This window comes from Telluria sp. LT1R51-2, assembly GCF_059685775.1.
Genome location: NZ_JCASIM010000001.1, coordinates 3,970,991 through 3,987,550, shown reverse-complemented (window position 1 = coordinate 3,987,550; position 16,560 = coordinate 3,970,991). Strand labels below are relative to the sequence as shown.

The window sequence follows — 16,560 nt, the reverse complement described above, 5'->3', positions numbered from 1 at the left end:
TTCACTTTCTTCGTCCCCACATCCCATGTCTCTTGATAAGCCCAACAATGGCCCGGCGCGGTCCATGCTGTACGATCCCACCGAACACCGCATCCGCAGTTTTGTCACGCGCGCGGGCCGGCTGTCGACCGCGCAGGCGCGGGCCTTCGATGAACTGGGCCCGAAGTTCCTGATCGGGTACAAGAAAGAACCGCTCGACGTGGCACAGGCCTTCGGTCGCACCGCGCCAGTAATTCTGGAAATCGGCTTCGGCATGGGCGACACCACGGCCCATATCGCCAAGCTGATGCCCGAGAAGGATTTCATCGGCGTCGAAGTACACACGCCAGGCGTCGGCAGCCTGCTCAAGCAGATCGGCGAGCAGGATATCGCCAACCTGCGCCTGATCCAGCATGACGTGTTCGAGGTGCTGAATCACATGATCGTCGACGGCTCGCTCGACGGCGTGCACGTGTTCTTCCCCGACCCGTGGCACAAGGCGCGCCATAACAAGCGGCGCCTGATCCAGCCGGCATTCGTCAAGCTGCTGTGCCAGAAGCTGGCACCGGGCGGCTACCTGCACTTGGCCACCGACTGGGAAGACTACGCGGTGCAGATGCTGGAAGTCTTGAGCGCCGAGCCCGAATTGACCAATACTGCCGGCGGCTACGCGCCGCAACCGGCCTACCGTCCGCTGACCAAGTTCGAGAACCGCGGCATCAAGCTCGGTCACGGTGTGTGGGATCTGGTCTTCACGCGTAAATAACGCGTAAATAAGGCGGAAATAAGGCGCAAATAAGGCGCGCCTGTTTCGCGAACAGCGTTACAGCATCTCGTTGATGATTGCGACGATCGCGTCGCCATACGACACGAGCTTTTTCTCGCCCACGCCGGTCACGCCGCGCAGCTGGTCGATCGAGGTCGGCTTGACCTTGGCGATCTCGCGCAGCGTCGCATCCTGGAACACGACATACGCCGGCACGCCATGCTCGCGCGCGGTGCCCATGCGCCACGAGCGCAGGCGCTCGAAGATGCCTTGCTCGGAGCGCGACAGTTCCACTTCCTCGAACGTCGAGCGCGACGTGGAAGGGCGCTTGGCCTTGACCGGTTTCTGGTACTGGCGCAGCTGCACCGTTTGCTCGCCCTTGAGCACCGGCCGCGCGGCGTCGGTCAGCTTGAGTGAGCTGAAGGCGTCGTGATCGACCGTGACGAGGCCCAGCGCGATCGCCTGGCGCAGGATGGCGCGCCATTCCTGTTCGCTGCGGTCGGCGCCGACGCCATACACGGTGAGCTTGTCGTGGTGCCACTGGGTGATGCGCTCGGTGGTCGCGCCGCGCAGCACGTCGATCACGTGGCCGCCGGCAAAGCGCTGGTCGACCCGGTAAATGGTGGACAGCAGCTTTTGCACCGGCACCGAGCCATCAAAGCTCACCGGCGGGATCAGGCAGGTGTCGCAATTGCCGCACGGGCCGGAGCGTTCGCCGAAATAGTCGAGCAGGCGCATGCGCCGGCACGACAGGGTTTCGCACAGGCCCAGCATGGCGTCGAGCTTCATCGACAGCACGCGCTTGAAGGTTTCGTCGGCCTCGGATTCGTCGATCATCCGGCGCTGCAGTACCACGTCCTGCAGGCCGTAGGCCATCCAGGCACTGGCGGGGCCGCCGTCACGGCCGGCGCGGCCGGTTTCCTGGTAATAGCCCTCAATGCTCTTGGGCAGATCGAGGTGGCACACGAAGCGCACATCGGGTTTGTCGATGCCCATGCCGAAGGCGATGGTGGCGACCATGACGATGTTTTCTTCGCGCAGGAAGCGCGCCTGGTTCTTGGCGCGCACCGCGTATTCCATGCCGGCGTGGTAGGCCATGGCGCGGATGCCGTTTTCGTTGAGGAAGTCGGCGGTTTCTTCGACCTTCTTGCGCGACAGGCAGTAGACGATGCCCGAGTCGCCCGAATGCTCGCCGGCGATGAAGTCGAGCAGCTGCTTGCGACCGTTGGCTTTCTCGACGATCGAGTAGCGGATGTTGGGGCGGTCGAACGACGAGACGAACTGGCGCGCTTCGCCCAGTTGCAGGCGCAGCGCGATCTCGGCACGCGTTTGCTGGTCGGCCGTCGCTGTGAGCGCGATGCGCGGCACGTTCGGGAAGCGCTCGTGCAGGATCGACAGGCGGATGTACTCGGGGCGGAAGTCGTGACCCCATTGCGAGACGCAGTGCGCTTCGTCGATCGCGAACAGCGAGATCTTCGATGCATCGAACAGCTCGAGGCAGCGCTGCGTCATCAGGCGCTCGGGCGCCACGTAGACCAGGTCGATTTCGCCGGTGCGCACGAGGCGCTCGATGCGCATGGCTTCTTCGAACGTCTGGGTCGAATTGAGGAACGCGGCGCGCACGCCGACTTCTTCGAGCGCGTCGACCTGGTCTTGCATCAGCGCGATCAGCGGCGAGATGACCACGCCGACGCCGTCGCGCAGCAGCGCGGGAATCTGGTAGCACAGCGACTTGCCGCCGCCGGTGGGCATCAGCACCAGCGCATCGCCGCCACTGGCCACGTGCTCGACGATTTCGCCCTGCTGGCCGCGGAAGGCGGGGTAGCCAAAGACGGTCTCAAGCACGTGAAGCGCACGCGCGCTGAGGTCGGCGCCAGTGTCGGCGCCGGTGTCTGAATTCATACGATCAATGTCGGACAGAGTGTTCAAGCTGTGTGTTGGACCGGCTGATGCTGCAGGTTTAGTCCGCCCAGGTAAGCAGGTCGAATTGGGCGGTCACGAGGATCAGGATACCGAATACGATACGGTACCAGGCGAAGATCGTGAAGTCGTGGGTGCTGATGTAACGCAGAAGCCAGCGCACGCACAGGAATGCGGAAATAAACGCTGAGAAAAAGCCCAGGCTAAACAGCGGCACATCGGCCATCGACAGCAGGTCGCGCTCCTTGGCGATCGAGTAGACCGTGGCGCCCAGCATTGTCGGCATGGCCAGGAAGAACGAGAATTCGGTGGCGGCCTTGCGCGACAGGCCGAACAGCATGCCGCCGATGATCGTCGAACCCGAACGGCTGGTGCCGGGGATCAGCGCGAAGGCTTGCGCGAAGCCGACCTTGAGCGCATCGAGCATGCTCATGTCGTCGACTGTTTCGACCCGCGCCGGCTTGGGGTTCTGGCGGTTGCGGTGTTCGACCCACAGGATGACGATACCGCCAAGCACCAGGGCAACGGCCACCGGAATCGGGTGGAACAGCACTTCGGTAATCGCCGCGCTGAACAGTACGCCGGCAATGGCGGCAGGGAAGAACGCGATCACGACATTGCGTGCGAAGCGCTGCTGGACGGGATCACCAACCAGTCCGCCAAATACTTTCGCGATGCGATCGCGGTATTCCCAGACCACGGCCAGCATCGCGCCGGCCTGAATGACAATCTTGAAAACGGTGGCTTTGGTGCCGGTAAAATCGAGCAGGCTGCCCATCAGGATCAGGTGGCCGGTCGACGAAATCGGAAGGAATTCAGTGAAACCCTCGACCAGGCCCATGATGATTGCCTTAATGGCGAGAACGATATCCATGGTGTTTTTATGCTGTGGAAGTGAACAGTGGGAGGTACATGCGAGGGGGCAAAGCTTACCATGAGCGGGGCGGCTGCCGTTGTGCTAACTGAACCGTACTGCGCGTAGGGGCTTCATCCGGCATGCCGCTCTGGATGGCATCGGGGCCCGTTTTAATCTCGCTGTAAAGATGTGTCATGGGTAAAAACGCGTGCTACACTCGACCCATGAGTCTTTTTCTTGTCCTCATTCTTGCTGCGCTGGCCTGGGTAGCATTTCATGATTGGCAGCTGCCCAATGCCTTGCGCTACCGTCCTTTTCAGGGCCGGGCGTGGCGCAGTTCTTTCCCTTCCGCGTCCCGCAAGGACATCCGCGATTTCCTCGCCGTGTTCGGCTCGGCCTGCGCCTTTGGCGATTGCGACCGCCTGCATCTGCGTCCCGATGACCCCGTCCTCAATGTCGTGCGCGCGGCCAAACCATCGCGCTGGATGCCCGACGCCACCGACATCGAACCGCTGGCACGCGCATTGCGCGAACGCTACGGCGTCCTGCTCGGCGATATCTGGCACGATGGTCTGACCCTTGGCGGGCTGTTCCAGCGCGTGCAGCAGGCGCGCGGCAAGCCGGCGATCTAAGTCACCGCGTCGGTGATCGGATCCGGCGCCGTCAGCCGTTCCAGCTCACTCAACCAGAACATTGCCTGCGGTCGGCTATCGCCACACATCTCGTGCGACGGTTGCAGCCCGCCGCAAAAGGTCGGCCGCTCGGGTTGCCCGAAGATGCGGCAGCGCTGATCGTCTCCCAATTGAACGCAACGCACACCTGCCGGCTTGCCATTGGGCATGCCGGGAATCGGGCTCGTGATGGATGGCGCGGTACAGCAGGCGCCGCATTGTGGCCGGCATTCGAAGGGGGCGGAAGTGGACAGCATGGCGTTCAACAAGTGGCAGAGCACGAGTATACATCGGACCCTGCTGCAGGGATGACATGATGCATTGTCTCCTTCTCGTGCACTTCCAACAGAAATAGTTTCGGTTGCACAACGGTCGCTTGACGGCAGCAACATGAGGGGTCTATATTGGTTGTTCCTTAGATAATTTTCTGGGTGGGGACATGGACTGCCAAACAGACGGTAAGCCACGCTGGGAACGTCGCAAGCAAGCACGTCCGCAGGAGTTGCTCTCCGCTGCGGTCGAGCTGTTCGTCGAGCGGGGTTTTGCCTCGACCCGCCTCGAAGACGTGGCCAAGCGCGCAGGCGTTTCCAAAGGAACCTTGTACCTGTATTACACCAACAAGGAAGACCTGTTCAAGGCCGTGGTGCGTCAGAGTATCGTTCCGATGCTGGGCCAGGCCGAAGTCTCGGTGGCCGAGTTCGAAGGCCACAGCGCCGTTCTGCTGCGCAGTGTGATCCTGTCGTGGTGGCACAGCGTGGGCGCGACCAAGGCGTCCGGTATCAGCAAGCTGATCTTTGCAGAAGCCGATAATTTTCCTGAGCTCGCGCGCTTTTACCAGACCGAAGTCATGAGCCGCGGCATGCGCATGATTTCGAGCATGCTCGAGCGCGGCGTGCAACGCGGCGAGTTTCGCGCGATCGATATTGCCCAGACCACCCAGGTGCTGATCGCACCGATGCTGATGCTCTCGACCTGGAAGCACACCATCGCCCCGTGCGAGCGCTGCGACCTCGATCCCGAAGCGTTCCTCGACGCCTTCCTCGATATCACTCTCAATGGCCTGGTGCCGGCTGGCCACGCAGCTCACTGAACGGCCCTTCACGCCAGAACCTGATTTCTGGCGTTCATCCCCTCCAAACTGCAGACTGTCGCAATTTTCCTCTGGGGAAGGCGTGCGTCGATAAGATGTGCCTCGAGATACCTATTCAGGTAGGTTCCAGCACCGTTCACGGATTAGAATATCGGATTGTTTATTTTTCCACCGAGAACTGAAATGAATATCGAACAAGCCCGCTTCAATATGATCGAACAGCAGATCCGTCCTTGGAATGTGCTGGACCAGGATATCCTCGACCTGCTGCATGTGGTCAAGCGTGAACAATTCGTGCCACAGGCGTACCAGAACCTGGCATTTGCCGACACCGAAATTCCACTGCCGGGCGGCGAAGCCATGCTCAACCCAAAGGTCGAAGCGCGCATGGCGCAAGAGGCTGGCGTCAAGCAGGGCGACAACGTGCTGCAGATCGGTACCGGTTCCGGCTACCTGGCAGCGCTGCTAGCGAGCAAGGCACGTCACGTGACGAGCGTTGAAATCCTGCCGGAAACCGCTGCCCAGGCCAAGCAGAACCTGGACGCTGCCGGCATCACCAATGTGGCGGTCGAGGTGGGCAATGGCGCCCAGGGCTGGGCCACCGGCACCGACTACGACGTGATCGTCGTGTCGGGCGCGCTCCCACTGCTGCCAGAGTCGCTGATCAAGCAACTGAAAATCGGTGGCCGCATGATCGCGATCGTCGGTGCTGCGCCGGCCATGACGTGCCAGCTGATCACCCGCACCTCGGCCACCGCGCATGACGCAGTCACCGTGTTCGAAACCGTCGCCAAGCCGCTGACGGGCGCATCGAAGCCATCCGGTTTCACGTTCTGAGGGCGCTGTGATGCAACAGATTACTGCTCCTGAACTGGCTGCCTTGCTGGCCGACCCGGCGCGCGAGCAGCCTCTGCTGCTCGATGTGCGCGAAAACTGGGAATTCGAGACGTGCAAGATTGCCGGCTCGACCCAGATTCCGATGAACCTGATTCCGGTGCGCGTGACCGAGATCGACGACGACCGCGAGGTCGTCTGCATCTGCCACCACGGGGCGCGCAGCATGCAGGTTGCTGCCTTCCTCGAGCGCAATGGATTTAGCAATGTAACCAACTTGACGGGCGGGATACACGCCTGGGCTTTGCAAGTCGATCCGTCGATGCCGACGTACTGACCTGATTCCAAAAACTTGATGACCCCTGTGGAGATAGCAATGCAGAAACCCCTTATCGCCGTGCTGCTTGCGAGCGCGTGCTTCTCGCTCAACGCCGGTGCTGCCGACCTGATCCAGGTGTATCAGCAGGCACTGGCCAATGACGCGACGTACGCCAGTGCGCGTGCTTCGCTGTCGGCGAGCCGCGAGCGCATCATCCAGGGGCGTGCAGGGCTACTCCCGACCGTTGGCATCAGCGGTGCTCTCAGCAAGAACGACAGTGACTTCGATCCATGGAATGCTGGCCAGCTCGGCACCTTGCCGAATGGCCAGCCCGGCATCGTCGGCAGCAGCGGCTCGAACCTGCGCACCAACGAATACACGCTGGCGCTGCAGCAGCCGCTGTATCGCTGGGATCGCTGGGAAACCTACCAGCAAAGCAAGCTGCAGCAAGCGATTGGCGAAGCCCAGTTTGCCCAGGCCCAGCAAGACCTGATCACGCGCGTGGCGCAAGCTTACTTTGACGTGCTGGCCGCGCAGGACAAGCTGGAATCGATACGCGCCCAGAAGAACGCAACCACTGAACAACTGGCCTCGGCCAAGCGCAATTTTGAAGTGGGTACCCAGACCATCACCGACACGCACGAGGCGCAAGCCGCGTACGACCTGGTGCTGGCGCAGGAATTCGCCGCCGTCAACGACCTGGACAACAAGCGCAACGCGCTGCAAGCCATCATTGGCACCGCACCGGGCAACCTGGCAGCGCTGAAACCCGGCACCACGCTGGCCGTGCCGCAGCCGGCCACGGTCGATCCGTGGGTGTCGTCGGCCGAGAATCAGAACTATGGCGTGACGGTCAGCCAGCTCCAGGTGGAAATTGCCACGCGCGACATCTCGCGCAACCGCGCCGGCCACATGCCGACGCTCGACCTCGTGGCCAGCTCGACCCGTCGCGACGTCAACGGTCGCACCGGCAGCTCGGGCGATACCAAGAACAATGCGATCGGCCTGCAGTGGAGCGTGCCGATCTTCAGCGGCTACGCGGTCACCAGCCGCGTGCGCGAATCGATCGCACTGGAAGACCGCGCCCGCAACGAGCTGGAAGCAACGCGCCGCAATGCAGCGCTGCAGGCGCGCCAGTCGTTCCTCGGCGTGAGCAGCGGCCTGGCGCAGGTCAAAGCACTGGAAGCGGCGGAAGTGTCGAGCCAGTCGGCGCTCGAATCGAACAAGCTCGGTTACCAGGTGGGTGTGCGGATCAATATCGACGTGCTCAATGCGCAGCGCCAGCTGTACCAGACCCGCACCGACCTGTCGCGTGCGCGCTATGACGTGATCGTCAATGGCTTGCGTTTGAAAGCGGCGGCAGGTTCGCTCCGCGAGACCGACCTGACGCCGGTGAACAGCTTGCTGGTAGAGTAATTTTTCTGCTGCATCATGCAAGCCCGGTCGACCACGCAAGTGGCGACCGGGTTTTTTGTTTTACAGCGCCCGCGCCTTGCGCCACTGAATCAGTTCAGCAATCGTCAGGATCGGAAAATCGCGCTCCGCGGCGAACTGCTCGATCTGCCCCCCGCGCATCATCGTGCCATCGGGATTCATCAATTCGCACAGCACGGCCGCCGGCTGCAGACCGGCCAGCCGGGCCAGGTCGACCGAACCTTCAGTGTGCCCGGCACGCGCCAGCACGCCGCCGGGCGTGGCGCGCAGCGGGAATACATGGCCAGGGCGCACGACGTCGTCCGGCCGGGCGTCATGCGCGATGGCAGCCCGGATCGTGGTCACGCGATCGGCGGCCGAAACGCCGGTGGTCACGCCATGGCGCGCCTCGATCGAGACCGTGAACGGCGTGCCGAAGCGGCTGCCGTTGTCCGGCGCCATCGGTGGCAGTTCGAGTGCGCGGACCTTGTCGTCCGGCAGGCACAGGCAGACGATGCCGCTGCATTCGCGGATCATCAGGGCCATGGTGTCGCTGGTGATGTGTTCGGCAGCGACAATCAGGTCGGCCTCGTTTTCGCGATCGAAATCGTCGAGCAGGATGACCGGAATGCCGGCGCGCATGGCGTCCAGCGCCGCGGCGATGCGGCCTTCCAGGTCGTGACTGAAAAGGGTATGGGTAGAAACCAGCATGTGAAACGCTCCTCGCAAAGTGGGCGAAAAACGCATCAGGGCAAAGCGCAGCCGCACGCCCGTCTGCCCCCACGCAAGGCAGGGCAGGCCGGGCGCGTGAACGCGCACATCTTCTTTCATCCGGACTATACCGTCGGCTCTGGCATCGCACCAGATCTGCTGACCCTGCCCGGCATGATGCCGGGCAGGCGCTCGCGGGCTCGACCGTTGCCGGTCATACCGCCGGTGGGGAATCCCACCCCGCCCCGAAGACGTAATTTTGTAGTTGCCTGCAGGATGCAGGCGCGGCGATTGTAGCAGCGCCGCGCGATCCCTGCAGGCGGCAGGCTTACTTGCTCAGGCCGCCACCGCTGGCGTTGTCGGCGCGTTCGATCAGCTCGACCTTGTAGCCGTCCGGATCGGTAATGAAGGCGATCACCGTGCTGCCGCCTTTGACCGGGCCTGGCTCGCGCGAGATGTTGCCGCCGGCTGCACGTACCTGATCGCACGTGGCGTAGATGTCAGCGGTGGAGATGGCGATGTGGCCATAGGCCGTGCCCATGTCGTAGCTGTCGGTACCCCAGTTATAGGTCAGCTCGAGTTCGGCGTGATCGGGATTGCTGCCATAGCCGAGGAAGGCCAGGCTGTATTTGTACTCGGCGTTCTCGCTCGTGCGCAGCAGTTTCATGCCCAGCACGGTGGTGTAGAAGTCGATGGAGCGTTGCAGGTCGCCGACCCTCAACATGGTATGCAGGATGCGCATCGTGTGTGCCTTATGTGGTTCGGAAAGACCGTCATTTTATGCCTTTGACAGTTTCCTTGCCGGACAGGGCCCGATGCGCATCCAATCGCGCTATCAGCTCTCGAGCTTGGCGTCGAGCGTGATGGTCGCGTTCAGCAGCTTCGACACCGGGCAGTTTTCTTTTGCCGTGGTCGCTGCCTTGTCGAAGGCTTCCTGGCTCGCGCCCGGGATCTTCGCGCGCAGTTCCAGGTGGATCGCCGTGATCGAGAAGCCGCCTTCGACTTTTTCCATCGACACGGTGGCCTTGGTGCGCAGTTCGTCGGCGGTCAGGCCGGCCTGGCCGAGCTGGCCCGACAGTGCCATCGTGAAGCAGCCTGCGTGCGCCGCACCGATCAGTTCTTCGGGGTTGGTGCCTGGTGCATCTTCAAAGCGGGTGTTGAAGCCATATGGCTGGTCCTTCAGTGCGCCGCTGCCGGTCGACACCTGGCCCTTGCCATCCTTGATGCCACCACTCCATACGGCGCTGCCGTCGCGTTTGATCGTCATGTTTATTTCCTTTCGTTGGTGTTGTCAGTATCGTCGTCGTCTTTTGCCTCGGGCGCCGGTTCGGCCTCGTGGTCGCGCATGTCGCGATGGCGGTCCGGTAGCGGGGTGGCCTGGCCACTCGCGCCGGGCGCCGCATCGACAGCCGCCGAGATGCCGGGCGTGCCGCGTGCTTCGGTATCGATCAGGCCTTGTTCGAGGTCGCTTGCGGCCTGCTTCATGATGCCGCGCGGCTCGGTGTCCTGACCGTCCGGCGTCTCATCGCGTTCGTGCGGCTGGCGTTTGACGCCATCGTTGCCCATCGGTTCGTCCGTATTCACGGCGCGGTCTTTTGCATTGGTCGCCATCGCGATCTCCTTTTGTATTTTCGTCATCCTCATCCTAACTGCCCACGCCCAAAACGGTCGCTCAATTGAACTTTGTAAATATGATGCTTTTTTGCAATTACTTGGCTAAGATAGGATACTGAATGTCTCTACGGAAGATGTACCGTGACGCCTGACACCCTGCCGCAGCACGCCACCTCGGTCTGCAAGAACTGCCGCGCCGCCACCGATGGCAACTATTGCCATCAGTGTGGCCAGGCCACACACCTGCACGTGCCGAGTGCGCGCGAGTTCCTGCACGAATTCATCGCGCACTACGTGGCGCTCGAAGGCACGCTGTGGAAGTCGCTTGGCGGGTTACTCTTCAAGCCGGGCTTTCTCACCTGCGAATACATCGAAGGCCGGCGCGCACGCTACCTGCAGCCGCTGCGCCTGTACCTGACGTTCAGCATCATCTTTTTTGCGCTGTTCAAGTTCAGCGGGATGGAAGTGATCAATCTCGGCGAAGAGATCCCACCGTCGGCCGTCGTCGTGTCGGGTGACACGAAAGAAGCCCCCGAGCCTGCCACTGAATTCAAGCGCGCCGTCGCACCGCTCGTGACTGGCGCCGGATCCTTTAACGCAACCCTGGGCCAGAAGGTCCAGCACTTCCTCGACCTGCCGCGGCGCGATCAGGAAGTAGCGCTCAAGGGGGCGTTCTTCAGCTATACGCCGTATGCGGTATTCGCGCTGATGCCAGTGTTCGCCTTTTATCTCCGGATCCTGTACATGCGCACGGGGCGGCGCTATGGCGAGCACTTCCTGTTTGCGCTGCATACCAATGCATTTGCTTTCCTGATGTTCAGCGTGCTGCTGACGCTGCCGCCGATGCTGGACTTTCTGGAAATGCCGCTGTCGCTGTGGCTGCTGTTGTATCTGCCGCTGGCGATGCACAGGGTGTACGGCGGCGCGCGCCTGGCCACTGGCTTGCGCTGGGTCGTGCTGAGCCTGCTTCATGTACTCAGCCTGATCCTGGCGGTGATGATGGCCATGGGCGCGGCACTGGTAGGCTGAACTTGCGGGACCGGGGCGGTGACCGGTATACTGTGCATCTGTACAGTGTTTGCCGAGCGCTGCTATGGCAGCCGCAGGAATTATCGGTTAATCTCCAGCGTGTTGTTAACCTACTACTGCCGAGATCGCCATGCCCGCTTCGCCCCAACCGCAACAGATCATCGCGCTCGTGGTGCGGCATAACACGCCAGGCGTCGAAGAGCCGGTTAGCCGCATCCGCGATTTTCTGGCCGGGGCCGGCTACCGCGTCGTGTTCGAGGCCGATACCGCCGCCAATCTCGCGCTCGACGATCTTGAGTCGATGACCGTGGCCGAGATCGGCGTCCAGGCGCAGATCGGCATCGTCGTCGGTGGCGACGGCACCATGCTCGGCATCGCGCGCCAGCTGGCCGAATACGATATCGCCCTCATCGGCATCAACCTGGGGCGCCTGGGCTTCATCACCGACATCGCGCTGGACGACATGCTGCCCCAACTGAGCAACATCCTGGAAGGCCGCGCGCGGCGCGAAGAGCGCACGCTGTTAGAAGCGCGCGTCATGCGCGATGGAGTGCTGATCTTTTCCAGCGTGGCCGTCAACGACGTGGTGGTGGCGCGCGGCACGGGCGCCGGCATGGTCGAACTCAAACTGAGCGTCGACGGTCAATTCATGTACAACCAGCGCTCGGACGGCCTGATCGTCTCCACGCCCACCGGCTCGACGGCGTATGCGCTGTCGGCCGGCGGACCATTGCTGCATCCGAGCCTGGGCGGCACGGTGCTGGTGCCGATCGCGCCACATGCGCTGTCGAACCGGCCGATCGTGGTGCCCGACACGAGCGAGATCGTGGTCGAACTGGTCAGCGGGCGCGACATCAGCGTGAACTTCGACATGCAGACCTTTACGAGCCTGCAGCTGGGCGACCAGATCGTGATCTCGCGCTCGCCGCACACGATCACGTTCCTGCACCCACTCGACTGGAGCTACTATCACACGCTGCGCCAGAAGCTGCACTGGAACGAGTACCCCACCAACGACGGCAGGCTCAAGTAAGCTAGCCATCGCAGCCGCCCGCATTTGCTACAGAGTCGTCAAAGAATCGCCCTAACCGCCGGAGACCCGATTTTTCATGCTGCGCACACTTACCATCCGCGACTTCGTCATCGTCGACGCCATCGAACTGGAATTCTCGAACGGCTTCTCGGTGTTCACCGGCGAAACCGGCGCCGGCAAGTCGATCCTGATCGATGCGCTGCAGCTGGCGCTGGGCGGCCGCGGCGACGCCAGCATGGTGCGCGAAGGCGCCGCCAAAGCCGACATCACCGCTGACTTCGCACCGACCGAGGTGGCGCGTGTCTGGCTGGCCGAACACGACTTCAGCGCCGATGAGGGCGGGGCGCTGCTGCGCCGCGTGATCGACAACGCCGGCCGCTCCAAGGGCTATATCAACGGCGTCGCCGCCACGGCGGCGCAACTGCGCGAGCTGGGCGACCTGCTGGTCGACATCCATGGTCAGCACGCGCACCAGAGCCTGCTCAAGCCCGACGCCCAGCGCGCGCTGCTCGACAACCAGATCGGCGTGCGCGATCCGGCCGCGCGCATCGAGGCGCAAGAAGTGTCGCAAGCCTGGCGCACCTGGCGCGCGCTGGTGCGCCAGCGCGAAGAATACGAAGCCGATGCCAAGAACGTGCTGATCGAGCGCGAACGCCTCGAGTGGCAAGTGGCTGAACTCGACAAGCTCGCCCCGAAGGCCGGCGAGTGGCTCGAGATCGGCAACGAGCACAGCCGCCTGTCGCATGCCGCGACGCTGCTCGAAGGCGCGCAGGAAGCGCTGGCGGCGATCTCGGAATCCGACCATCCGATTCTGTCGCAACTGTCGACCTTGAACGCCAAGCTGGGCAAGCTGGTCGACGTCGATACGCAGCTGCAATCGGTGCTCGACTGCATGGAGCCGGCGCGCATCCAGCTGCAGGAAGCGGTGTCCGAGCTGAACACGTATATCGACAAGGTCGAGCTCGACCCGGCGCGCCTGCGCGAAGTCGATGCGCGCATGGAAGCGCTGCACACGGCCGCGCGCAAGTACCGCGTCACGCCTGAAGAACTGCCGGACGAACACGCGCTGCTGGCCACCAAGCTGCGCCAGCTGGCCGACGCCACCGACATCGACGGCCTGCGCAAGCAGGAAGAAAAAGCGGAAGCGGCGTACATGGACGTGGCCGGGCGCCTGTCGGTGCGGCGCGCGGCAGCGGCGCACGAGCTGGGCACGCAGGTCACGGCGGCGATGCAGGAGCTGAGCATGAGTGGCGGCAGTTTCGCCATCGGCCTGAACCGTGGCGAGCCGGGCGCGCATGGCCTGGAGCACATTGAATTCCTGGTGGCCGGTCACGCGGGCGTCGTGCCGCGCGCGCTGGCCAAGGTGGCGTCAGGCGGCGAGCTGGCGCGTATCTCGCTGGCGATCTCGGTCATCACGTCGAATGCAACGACGGTGCCGACGCTGATTTTTGACGAAGTCGACACCGGCATCGGCGGCGGCGTGGCCGAGGTGGTGGGGCGCCTGCTCAAGCGCCTGGGCCAGCAACGCCAGGTGCTGTGCGTGACGCACTTGCCGCAAGTGGCCAGCCAGGCAAACCAGCACTTCCAGGTGGCCAAGGGCACGACCGATGCCGGCCGCACGGTCTCGCGCATCGATGTGCTTGACAAGCGCGCGCGGGTCGAAGAAGTGGCGCGCATGCTGGGCGGCATCGAGATTACCGAGACCACGCGCAAGCATGCAAGGGAGTTGCTGGCGTCGTGATGCCTTGCATGGCGCGGGGTCCGGGTGTTTTTGTGGCACAGTAAACATTCCCATCAACCACTCCGGAAGGAACTCGCATGAGCATCGAAAAAGTCCTGTATCTCGCACAAGCCACGTCGCAAGGCGGCCGTGAAGGCACGTCGAAAAGTTCGGACGGCGCCCTGGACGTGACGCTGTCCACGCCGAAGGAACTGGGCGGCGGTGGCGGCGCGGGCACCAATCCCGAGCAGCTGTTTGCCGCTGGTTACTCGGCCTGCTTCCTGGGCGCGCTGAAATTTGTCGCGGGCCAGGCCAAGGTCACGCTGCCGGCCGACCTGACCATCACGGGCGACGTCGGCATCGGCCAGATTCCGACGGGCTTTGGCATCGAAGTCGACCTGAGCATCAAGGGCCCGGGCATGGACCAGGCCCAGCTGCAGGAGCTGGTCGACAAGGCCCACATCGTGTGCCCGTACTCGAACGCCACCCGCAACAACATCGACGTGCGCCTGCACGTGAGCACCTGATTCTGATTCTGACCTCGTGCTAGTCTTGCCGGTCCGTGGTTCGAACACCACGGACCGGCAACCCAAAGCGCGCTGACCCGCTGTTGGGTCCTGCGGGCAGGACATGCCAGACTTATAATGGCCAGATCCTGTCCTCAAAGCACCCTCATGTCATTTCGCCCTGAACCGCCTTATACCCACGGTACTATCCCGCGCAGCGCGGTCTTGCTGGTCAACCTCGGCACGCCGGACGAGCCCACGCGCGGCAAGGTGCGCAGCTACCTGAAGCAGTTCCTGTCCGATCCGCGCGTGGTCGAGGTGCCGCGCCTGGTCTGGTGGTGCATCCTGCACCTGATCATCCTGCCGTTCCGCTCGGGCCAGTCGGCCGCGAAATACCGCACGATCTGGACCCGCGACGGTTCGCCCCTGCGCGTGAACACGGCCCTGCAAGCCACGCGCCTGCAAGCGATGCTGACCGAACGCGGCCACGAAGACGTCAGTGTGGCGATGGCGATGCGCTACGGCTCGCCATCGATGCCCGAGGTGCTCGATCGCCTGAAAGAGGAGGGCGTCGACCGCATCGTCGTGCTGCCCGCCTATCCGCAATATTCCGGCACCACCACCGCCTCGATCTGGGATGCCGTGTTCCAGCACTATGCCAAAGTGCGCAACATCCCCGAGCTGCGCCTGGTGAAGCACTACCACGACCATGAAGCCTATATCCACGCGCTGCGCGACAATGTGCTGGCGCACTGGGACAACCATGGCCGTGGCCAGAAGCTGGTGATGAGTTTTCACGGCGTGCCCAAGCGCACCCTGCTGCTGGGCGACCAGTATCACTGCGAGTGCTATAAAACCGCGCGCCTCTTGGCTACCGCGCTCGATCTGTCGCAGGACGAGTACATGGTCACGTTCCAGTCGCGCTTCGGCAAGGCCGAGTGGCTGCAGCCGTACACCGCGCCGACCGTGGCGCAACTGGCGCGCGATGGCCTCGAACGCATCGACATGATCTGCCCGGGCTTTACCAGCGATTGCCTGGAAACGCTGGAAGAAATCTCGATGGAAGTGCGCCACGATTTCGAAGCGGCCGGCGGCAAGGAGTTTCATTACATCCCGTGCCTGAACGCGTCGCCTGCCTGGATTCGCGGCCTGGCCGAAATCGCCGAGCAGCACCTGATCGGCTGGCCGACCATCCTCACGCCGGCGCAGCGCGAAGCGCGCCGCATCGATGCCGAACGTGGCGCCGCGCGCGCCAAGAGCCTCGGCGCTCCCAACTAGTCCATACCGACTTGCCTGTTGACAACCTGCTAAAATAGCGGGTTGTTGGCGCTGCAGGGCCGCATTTGCCTGAATTTCAGATGGCTTTCCTGCAATTCCCCTTGTAATTGTAGGAGATCGCCCCATCTGGTGCGCTGTGTATCAATCAGGATACGTTTTTAAATCAGCCAAGTCCTTGATTCCAGGAGTTTTTCCGATGCAAGACCAAGAAAACAAAGAGATGAGCAACGAGCAGGATGTACAGGCGCCTGGCGCCGACATCAACGATGGTGCTACCGCTGGCGCTGCTGCGCAGGCAGGTACGCCGGGCCTCGAAGAACAACTGAGCGCCACCGAAGCCAAACTGGCCGAGATGCACGACGCCTTCATGCGCGCCAAGGCCGACGCGGAAAACATCCGCCGCCGCGCCCAGGAAGACGTCAGCAAGGCCCACAAATTTGCCATCGAAAGCTTCGCCGAGGCCATGGTGCCGGTACGCGACAGCCTGGAGATGGCACTGAAGGTCGAAGCGCCGACGGTCGAATCGATCAAGGAAGGCGTTGAAATGACGCTCAAGCAGCTCACCAGCGCGTTCGAAAAGAACCGCCTGGTCGAGGTGCTGCCGCAAGTGGGCGACAAGCTGGATCCGAACAAGCACCAAGCCGTTGCCGTGGTGCCGGCGGAGCAGGAAGCCAATACCGTGGTCACCGTGCTGCAAAAGGGTTACATGATCGCCGACCGCCTGCTGCGTCCGGCCATCGTGACGGCAGCAGCACCAAAATAAGAATGGCCGCGTGCCGCGTAATGCTCTTGAAAGCACGCCGTTTTTCCCAATATTGAAT

General features: G+C 62.8%; 19 protein-coding genes and 1 riboswitch. Of the genes, 12 read left to right on the top strand and 7 right to left on the bottom strand.

What is annotated here, in order from left to right:
* The first annotated feature begins 64 nt into the window (after nt 1–64).
* Nucleotides 65–745, top strand: a complete 681-nt coding sequence (trmB, locus tag AC56LH_RS17630) for a tRNA (guanosine(46)-N7)-methyltransferase TrmB (protein WP_499648170.1) — start codon at nt 65–67, stop codon at nt 743–745.
* 57 nt (nt 746–802) lie between these two features.
* Here trmB and recQ read toward each other — a convergent pair whose 3' ends face one another.
* Nucleotides 803–2,647, bottom strand: a complete 1,845-nt coding sequence (recQ, locus tag AC56LH_RS17625; protein ID WP_499648168.1) for a DNA helicase RecQ — start codon at nt 2,645–2,647, stop codon at nt 803–805.
* Between the two features lie 58 nt (nt 2,648–2,705).
* Nucleotides 2,706–3,539 carry an undecaprenyl-diphosphate phosphatase gene (locus tag AC56LH_RS17620; protein WP_499648166.1) on the bottom strand — a complete coding sequence of 278 codons (834 nt, stop codon included), beginning with the start codon at nt 3,537–3,539 and terminating at the stop codon, nt 2,706–2,708.
* A 176-nt stretch (nt 3,540–3,715) separates the two neighbouring features.
* Between AC56LH_RS17620 and AC56LH_RS17615 the strand changes: the two genes are divergently transcribed.
* Nucleotides 3,716–4,153 (top strand): hypothetical protein, encoded by a 438-nt coding sequence (locus AC56LH_RS17615; RefSeq protein ID WP_499648164.1) that lies wholly within the window; start codon nt 3,716–3,718, stop codon nt 4,151–4,153.
* Here the strand turns inward: AC56LH_RS17615 and AC56LH_RS17610 are convergent.
* On the bottom strand, nt 4,150–4,449 hold the full coding sequence (locus AC56LH_RS17610) for a YkgJ family cysteine cluster protein (protein ID WP_499648162.1): 300 nt from the start codon (nt 4,447–4,449) through the stop codon (nt 4,150–4,152). The genes AC56LH_RS17615 and AC56LH_RS17610 overlap by 4 nt on opposite strands.
* A gap of 182 nt (nt 4,450–4,631) precedes the next feature.
* Here AC56LH_RS17610 and AC56LH_RS17605 point away from each other — a divergent pair, with 182 nt between their 5' ends.
* From AC56LH_RS17605 to AC56LH_RS17590, 4 genes are all read left to right on the top strand, one after another.
* Complete coding sequence (locus AC56LH_RS17605; RefSeq protein ID WP_499648160.1) at nt 4,632–5,282, top strand: TetR/AcrR family transcriptional regulator; 651 nt, start codon at nt 4,632–4,634, stop codon at nt 5,280–5,282.
* A gap of 183 nt (nt 5,283–5,465) precedes the next feature.
* Nucleotides 5,466–6,119, top strand: a complete 654-nt coding sequence (locus AC56LH_RS17600; protein WP_499648158.1) for a protein-L-isoaspartate O-methyltransferase family protein — start codon at nt 5,466–5,468, stop codon at nt 6,117–6,119.
* A 10-nt stretch (nt 6,120–6,129) separates the two neighbouring features.
* Nucleotides 6,130–6,453, top strand: coding sequence for a rhodanese-like domain-containing protein (locus tag AC56LH_RS17595; protein ID WP_499648156.1), 324 nt, complete (start codon nt 6,130–6,132; stop codon nt 6,451–6,453).
* A gap of 39 nt (nt 6,454–6,492) precedes the next feature.
* Nucleotides 6,493–7,851 (top strand): TolC family outer membrane protein, encoded by a 1,359-nt coding sequence (locus AC56LH_RS17590; protein ID WP_499648154.1) that lies wholly within the window; start codon nt 6,493–6,495, stop codon nt 7,849–7,851.
* Between the two features lie 60 nt (nt 7,852–7,911).
* Here AC56LH_RS17590 and ribB read toward each other — a convergent pair whose 3' ends face one another.
* The 4 genes from ribB to AC56LH_RS17570 all read right to left on the bottom strand — a co-directional run bounded on the left by ribB (nt 7,912) and on the right by AC56LH_RS17570 (nt 10,197).
* Entirely contained in the window at nt 7,912–8,559 is a 648-nt protein-coding gene (gene ribB, locus AC56LH_RS17585; RefSeq protein ID WP_499648152.1) for a 3,4-dihydroxy-2-butanone-4-phosphate synthase, read from the bottom strand.
* Nucleotides 8,560–8,663: 104 nt separating this feature from the next.
* A riboswitch (FMN riboswitch) is annotated at nt 8,664–8,816 on the bottom strand.
* A gap of 71 nt (nt 8,817–8,887) precedes the next feature.
* Nucleotides 8,888–9,301 (bottom strand): lactoylglutathione lyase, encoded by a 414-nt coding sequence (gene gloA / locus AC56LH_RS17580; protein ID WP_183556075.1) that lies wholly within the window; start codon nt 9,299–9,301, stop codon nt 8,888–8,890.
* A gap of 93 nt (nt 9,302–9,394) precedes the next feature.
* Nucleotides 9,395–9,826, bottom strand: coding sequence for an OsmC family protein (locus AC56LH_RS17575; RefSeq protein WP_183556076.1), 432 nt, complete (start codon nt 9,824–9,826; stop codon nt 9,395–9,397).
* A 2-nt stretch (nt 9,827–9,828) separates the two neighbouring features.
* Nucleotides 9,829–10,197 carry a hypothetical protein gene (locus AC56LH_RS17570; RefSeq protein WP_499648150.1) on the bottom strand — a complete coding sequence of 123 codons (369 nt, stop codon included), beginning with the start codon at nt 10,195–10,197 and terminating at the stop codon, nt 9,829–9,831.
* Between the two features lie 117 nt (nt 10,198–10,314).
* On the opposite strand from AC56LH_RS17570, the gene AC56LH_RS17565 reads away from it, so the two are divergent.
* The 6 genes from AC56LH_RS17565 to grpE all read left to right on the top strand — a co-directional run bounded on the left by AC56LH_RS17565 (nt 10,315) and on the right by grpE (nt 16,502).
* On the top strand, nt 10,315–11,202 hold the full coding sequence (locus AC56LH_RS17565) for a DUF3667 domain-containing protein (protein ID WP_499648148.1): 888 nt from the start codon (nt 10,315–10,317) through the stop codon (nt 11,200–11,202).
* Between the two features lie 130 nt (nt 11,203–11,332).
* Nucleotides 11,333–12,235, top strand: coding sequence for an NAD kinase (locus tag AC56LH_RS17560; RefSeq protein ID WP_499648146.1), 903 nt, complete (start codon nt 11,333–11,335; stop codon nt 12,233–12,235).
* Between the two features lie 76 nt (nt 12,236–12,311).
* A complete protein-coding gene (gene recN, locus AC56LH_RS17555; RefSeq protein WP_499648144.1) occupies nt 12,312–13,976 on the top strand; it encodes a DNA repair protein RecN in 1,665 nt (554 codons plus the stop codon).
* 77 nt (nt 13,977–14,053) lie between these two features.
* On the top strand, nt 14,054–14,482 hold the full coding sequence (locus AC56LH_RS17550; protein ID WP_499648142.1) for an organic hydroperoxide resistance protein: 429 nt from the start codon (nt 14,054–14,056) through the stop codon (nt 14,480–14,482).
* A 147-nt stretch (nt 14,483–14,629) separates the two neighbouring features.
* Nucleotides 14,630–15,739, top strand: a complete 1,110-nt coding sequence (gene hemH, locus AC56LH_RS17545) for a ferrochelatase (protein WP_499648140.1) — start codon at nt 14,630–14,632, stop codon at nt 15,737–15,739.
* A 196-nt stretch (nt 15,740–15,935) separates the two neighbouring features.
* On the top strand, nt 15,936–16,502 hold the full coding sequence (gene grpE / locus AC56LH_RS17540; protein WP_482896417.1) for a nucleotide exchange factor GrpE: 567 nt from the start codon (nt 15,936–15,938) through the stop codon (nt 16,500–16,502).
* Nucleotides 16,503–16,560 lie beyond the last annotated feature (58 nt).

What these genes read in the sequence shown, in the direction of transcription:
- AC56LH_RS17590 (WP_499648154.1), top strand. Translation starts at nt 6,493, where the DNA reads ATGCAGAAACCCCTTATCGCCGTGCTGCTTGCGAGCGCGTGCTTCTCG.
- AC56LH_RS17605 (WP_499648160.1), top strand. Translation starts at nt 4,632, where the DNA reads ATGGACTGCCAAACAGACGGTAAGCCACGCTGGGAACGTCGCAAGCAA.
- gloA (WP_183556075.1), bottom strand. Translation starts at nt 9,301, where the DNA reads ATGCGCATCCTGCATACCATGTTGAGGGTCGGCGACCTGCAACGCTCC.
- recN (WP_499648144.1), top strand. Translation starts at nt 12,312, where the DNA reads ATGCTGCGCACACTTACCATCCGCGACTTCGTCATCGTCGACGCCATC.
- AC56LH_RS17595 (WP_499648156.1), top strand. Translation starts at nt 6,130, where the DNA reads ATGCAACAGATTACTGCTCCTGAACTGGCTGCCTTGCTGGCCGACCCG.
- AC56LH_RS17600 (WP_499648158.1), top strand. Translation starts at nt 5,466, where the DNA reads ATGAATATCGAACAAGCCCGCTTCAATATGATCGAACAGCAGATCCGT.
- ribB (WP_499648152.1), bottom strand. Translation starts at nt 8,559, where the DNA reads ATGCTGGTTTCTACCCATACCCTTTTCAGTCACGACCTGGAAGGCCGC.
- AC56LH_RS17615 (WP_499648164.1), top strand. Translation starts at nt 3,716, where the DNA reads ATGGGTAAAAACGCGTGCTACACTCGACCCATGAGTCTTTTTCTTGTC.
- trmB (WP_499648170.1), top strand. Translation starts at nt 65, where the DNA reads ATGCTGTACGATCCCACCGAACACCGCATCCGCAGTTTTGTCACGCGC.
- AC56LH_RS17620 (WP_499648166.1), bottom strand. Translation starts at nt 3,539, where the DNA reads ATGGATATCGTTCTCGCCATTAAGGCAATCATCATGGGCCTGGTCGAG.
- recQ (WP_499648168.1), bottom strand. Translation starts at nt 2,647, where the DNA reads ATGAATTCAGACACCGGCGCCGACACTGGCGCCGACCTCAGCGCGCGT.
- AC56LH_RS17570 (WP_499648150.1), bottom strand. Translation starts at nt 10,197, where the DNA reads ATGACGAAAATACAAAAGGAGATCGCGATGGCGACCAATGCAAAAGAC.
- AC56LH_RS17575 (WP_183556076.1), bottom strand. Translation starts at nt 9,826, where the DNA reads ATGACGATCAAACGCGACGGCAGCGCCGTATGGAGTGGTGGCATCAAG.
- AC56LH_RS17560 (WP_499648146.1), top strand. Translation starts at nt 11,333, where the DNA reads ATGCCCGCTTCGCCCCAACCGCAACAGATCATCGCGCTCGTGGTGCGG.
- AC56LH_RS17610 (WP_499648162.1), bottom strand. Translation starts at nt 4,449, where the DNA reads ATGCTGTCCACTTCCGCCCCCTTCGAATGCCGGCCACAATGCGGCGCC.
- AC56LH_RS17550 (WP_499648142.1), top strand. Translation starts at nt 14,054, where the DNA reads ATGAGCATCGAAAAAGTCCTGTATCTCGCACAAGCCACGTCGCAAGGC.
- hemH (WP_499648140.1), top strand. Translation starts at nt 14,630, where the DNA reads ATGTCATTTCGCCCTGAACCGCCTTATACCCACGGTACTATCCCGCGC.
- grpE (WP_482896417.1), top strand. Translation starts at nt 15,936, where the DNA reads ATGCAAGACCAAGAAAACAAAGAGATGAGCAACGAGCAGGATGTACAG.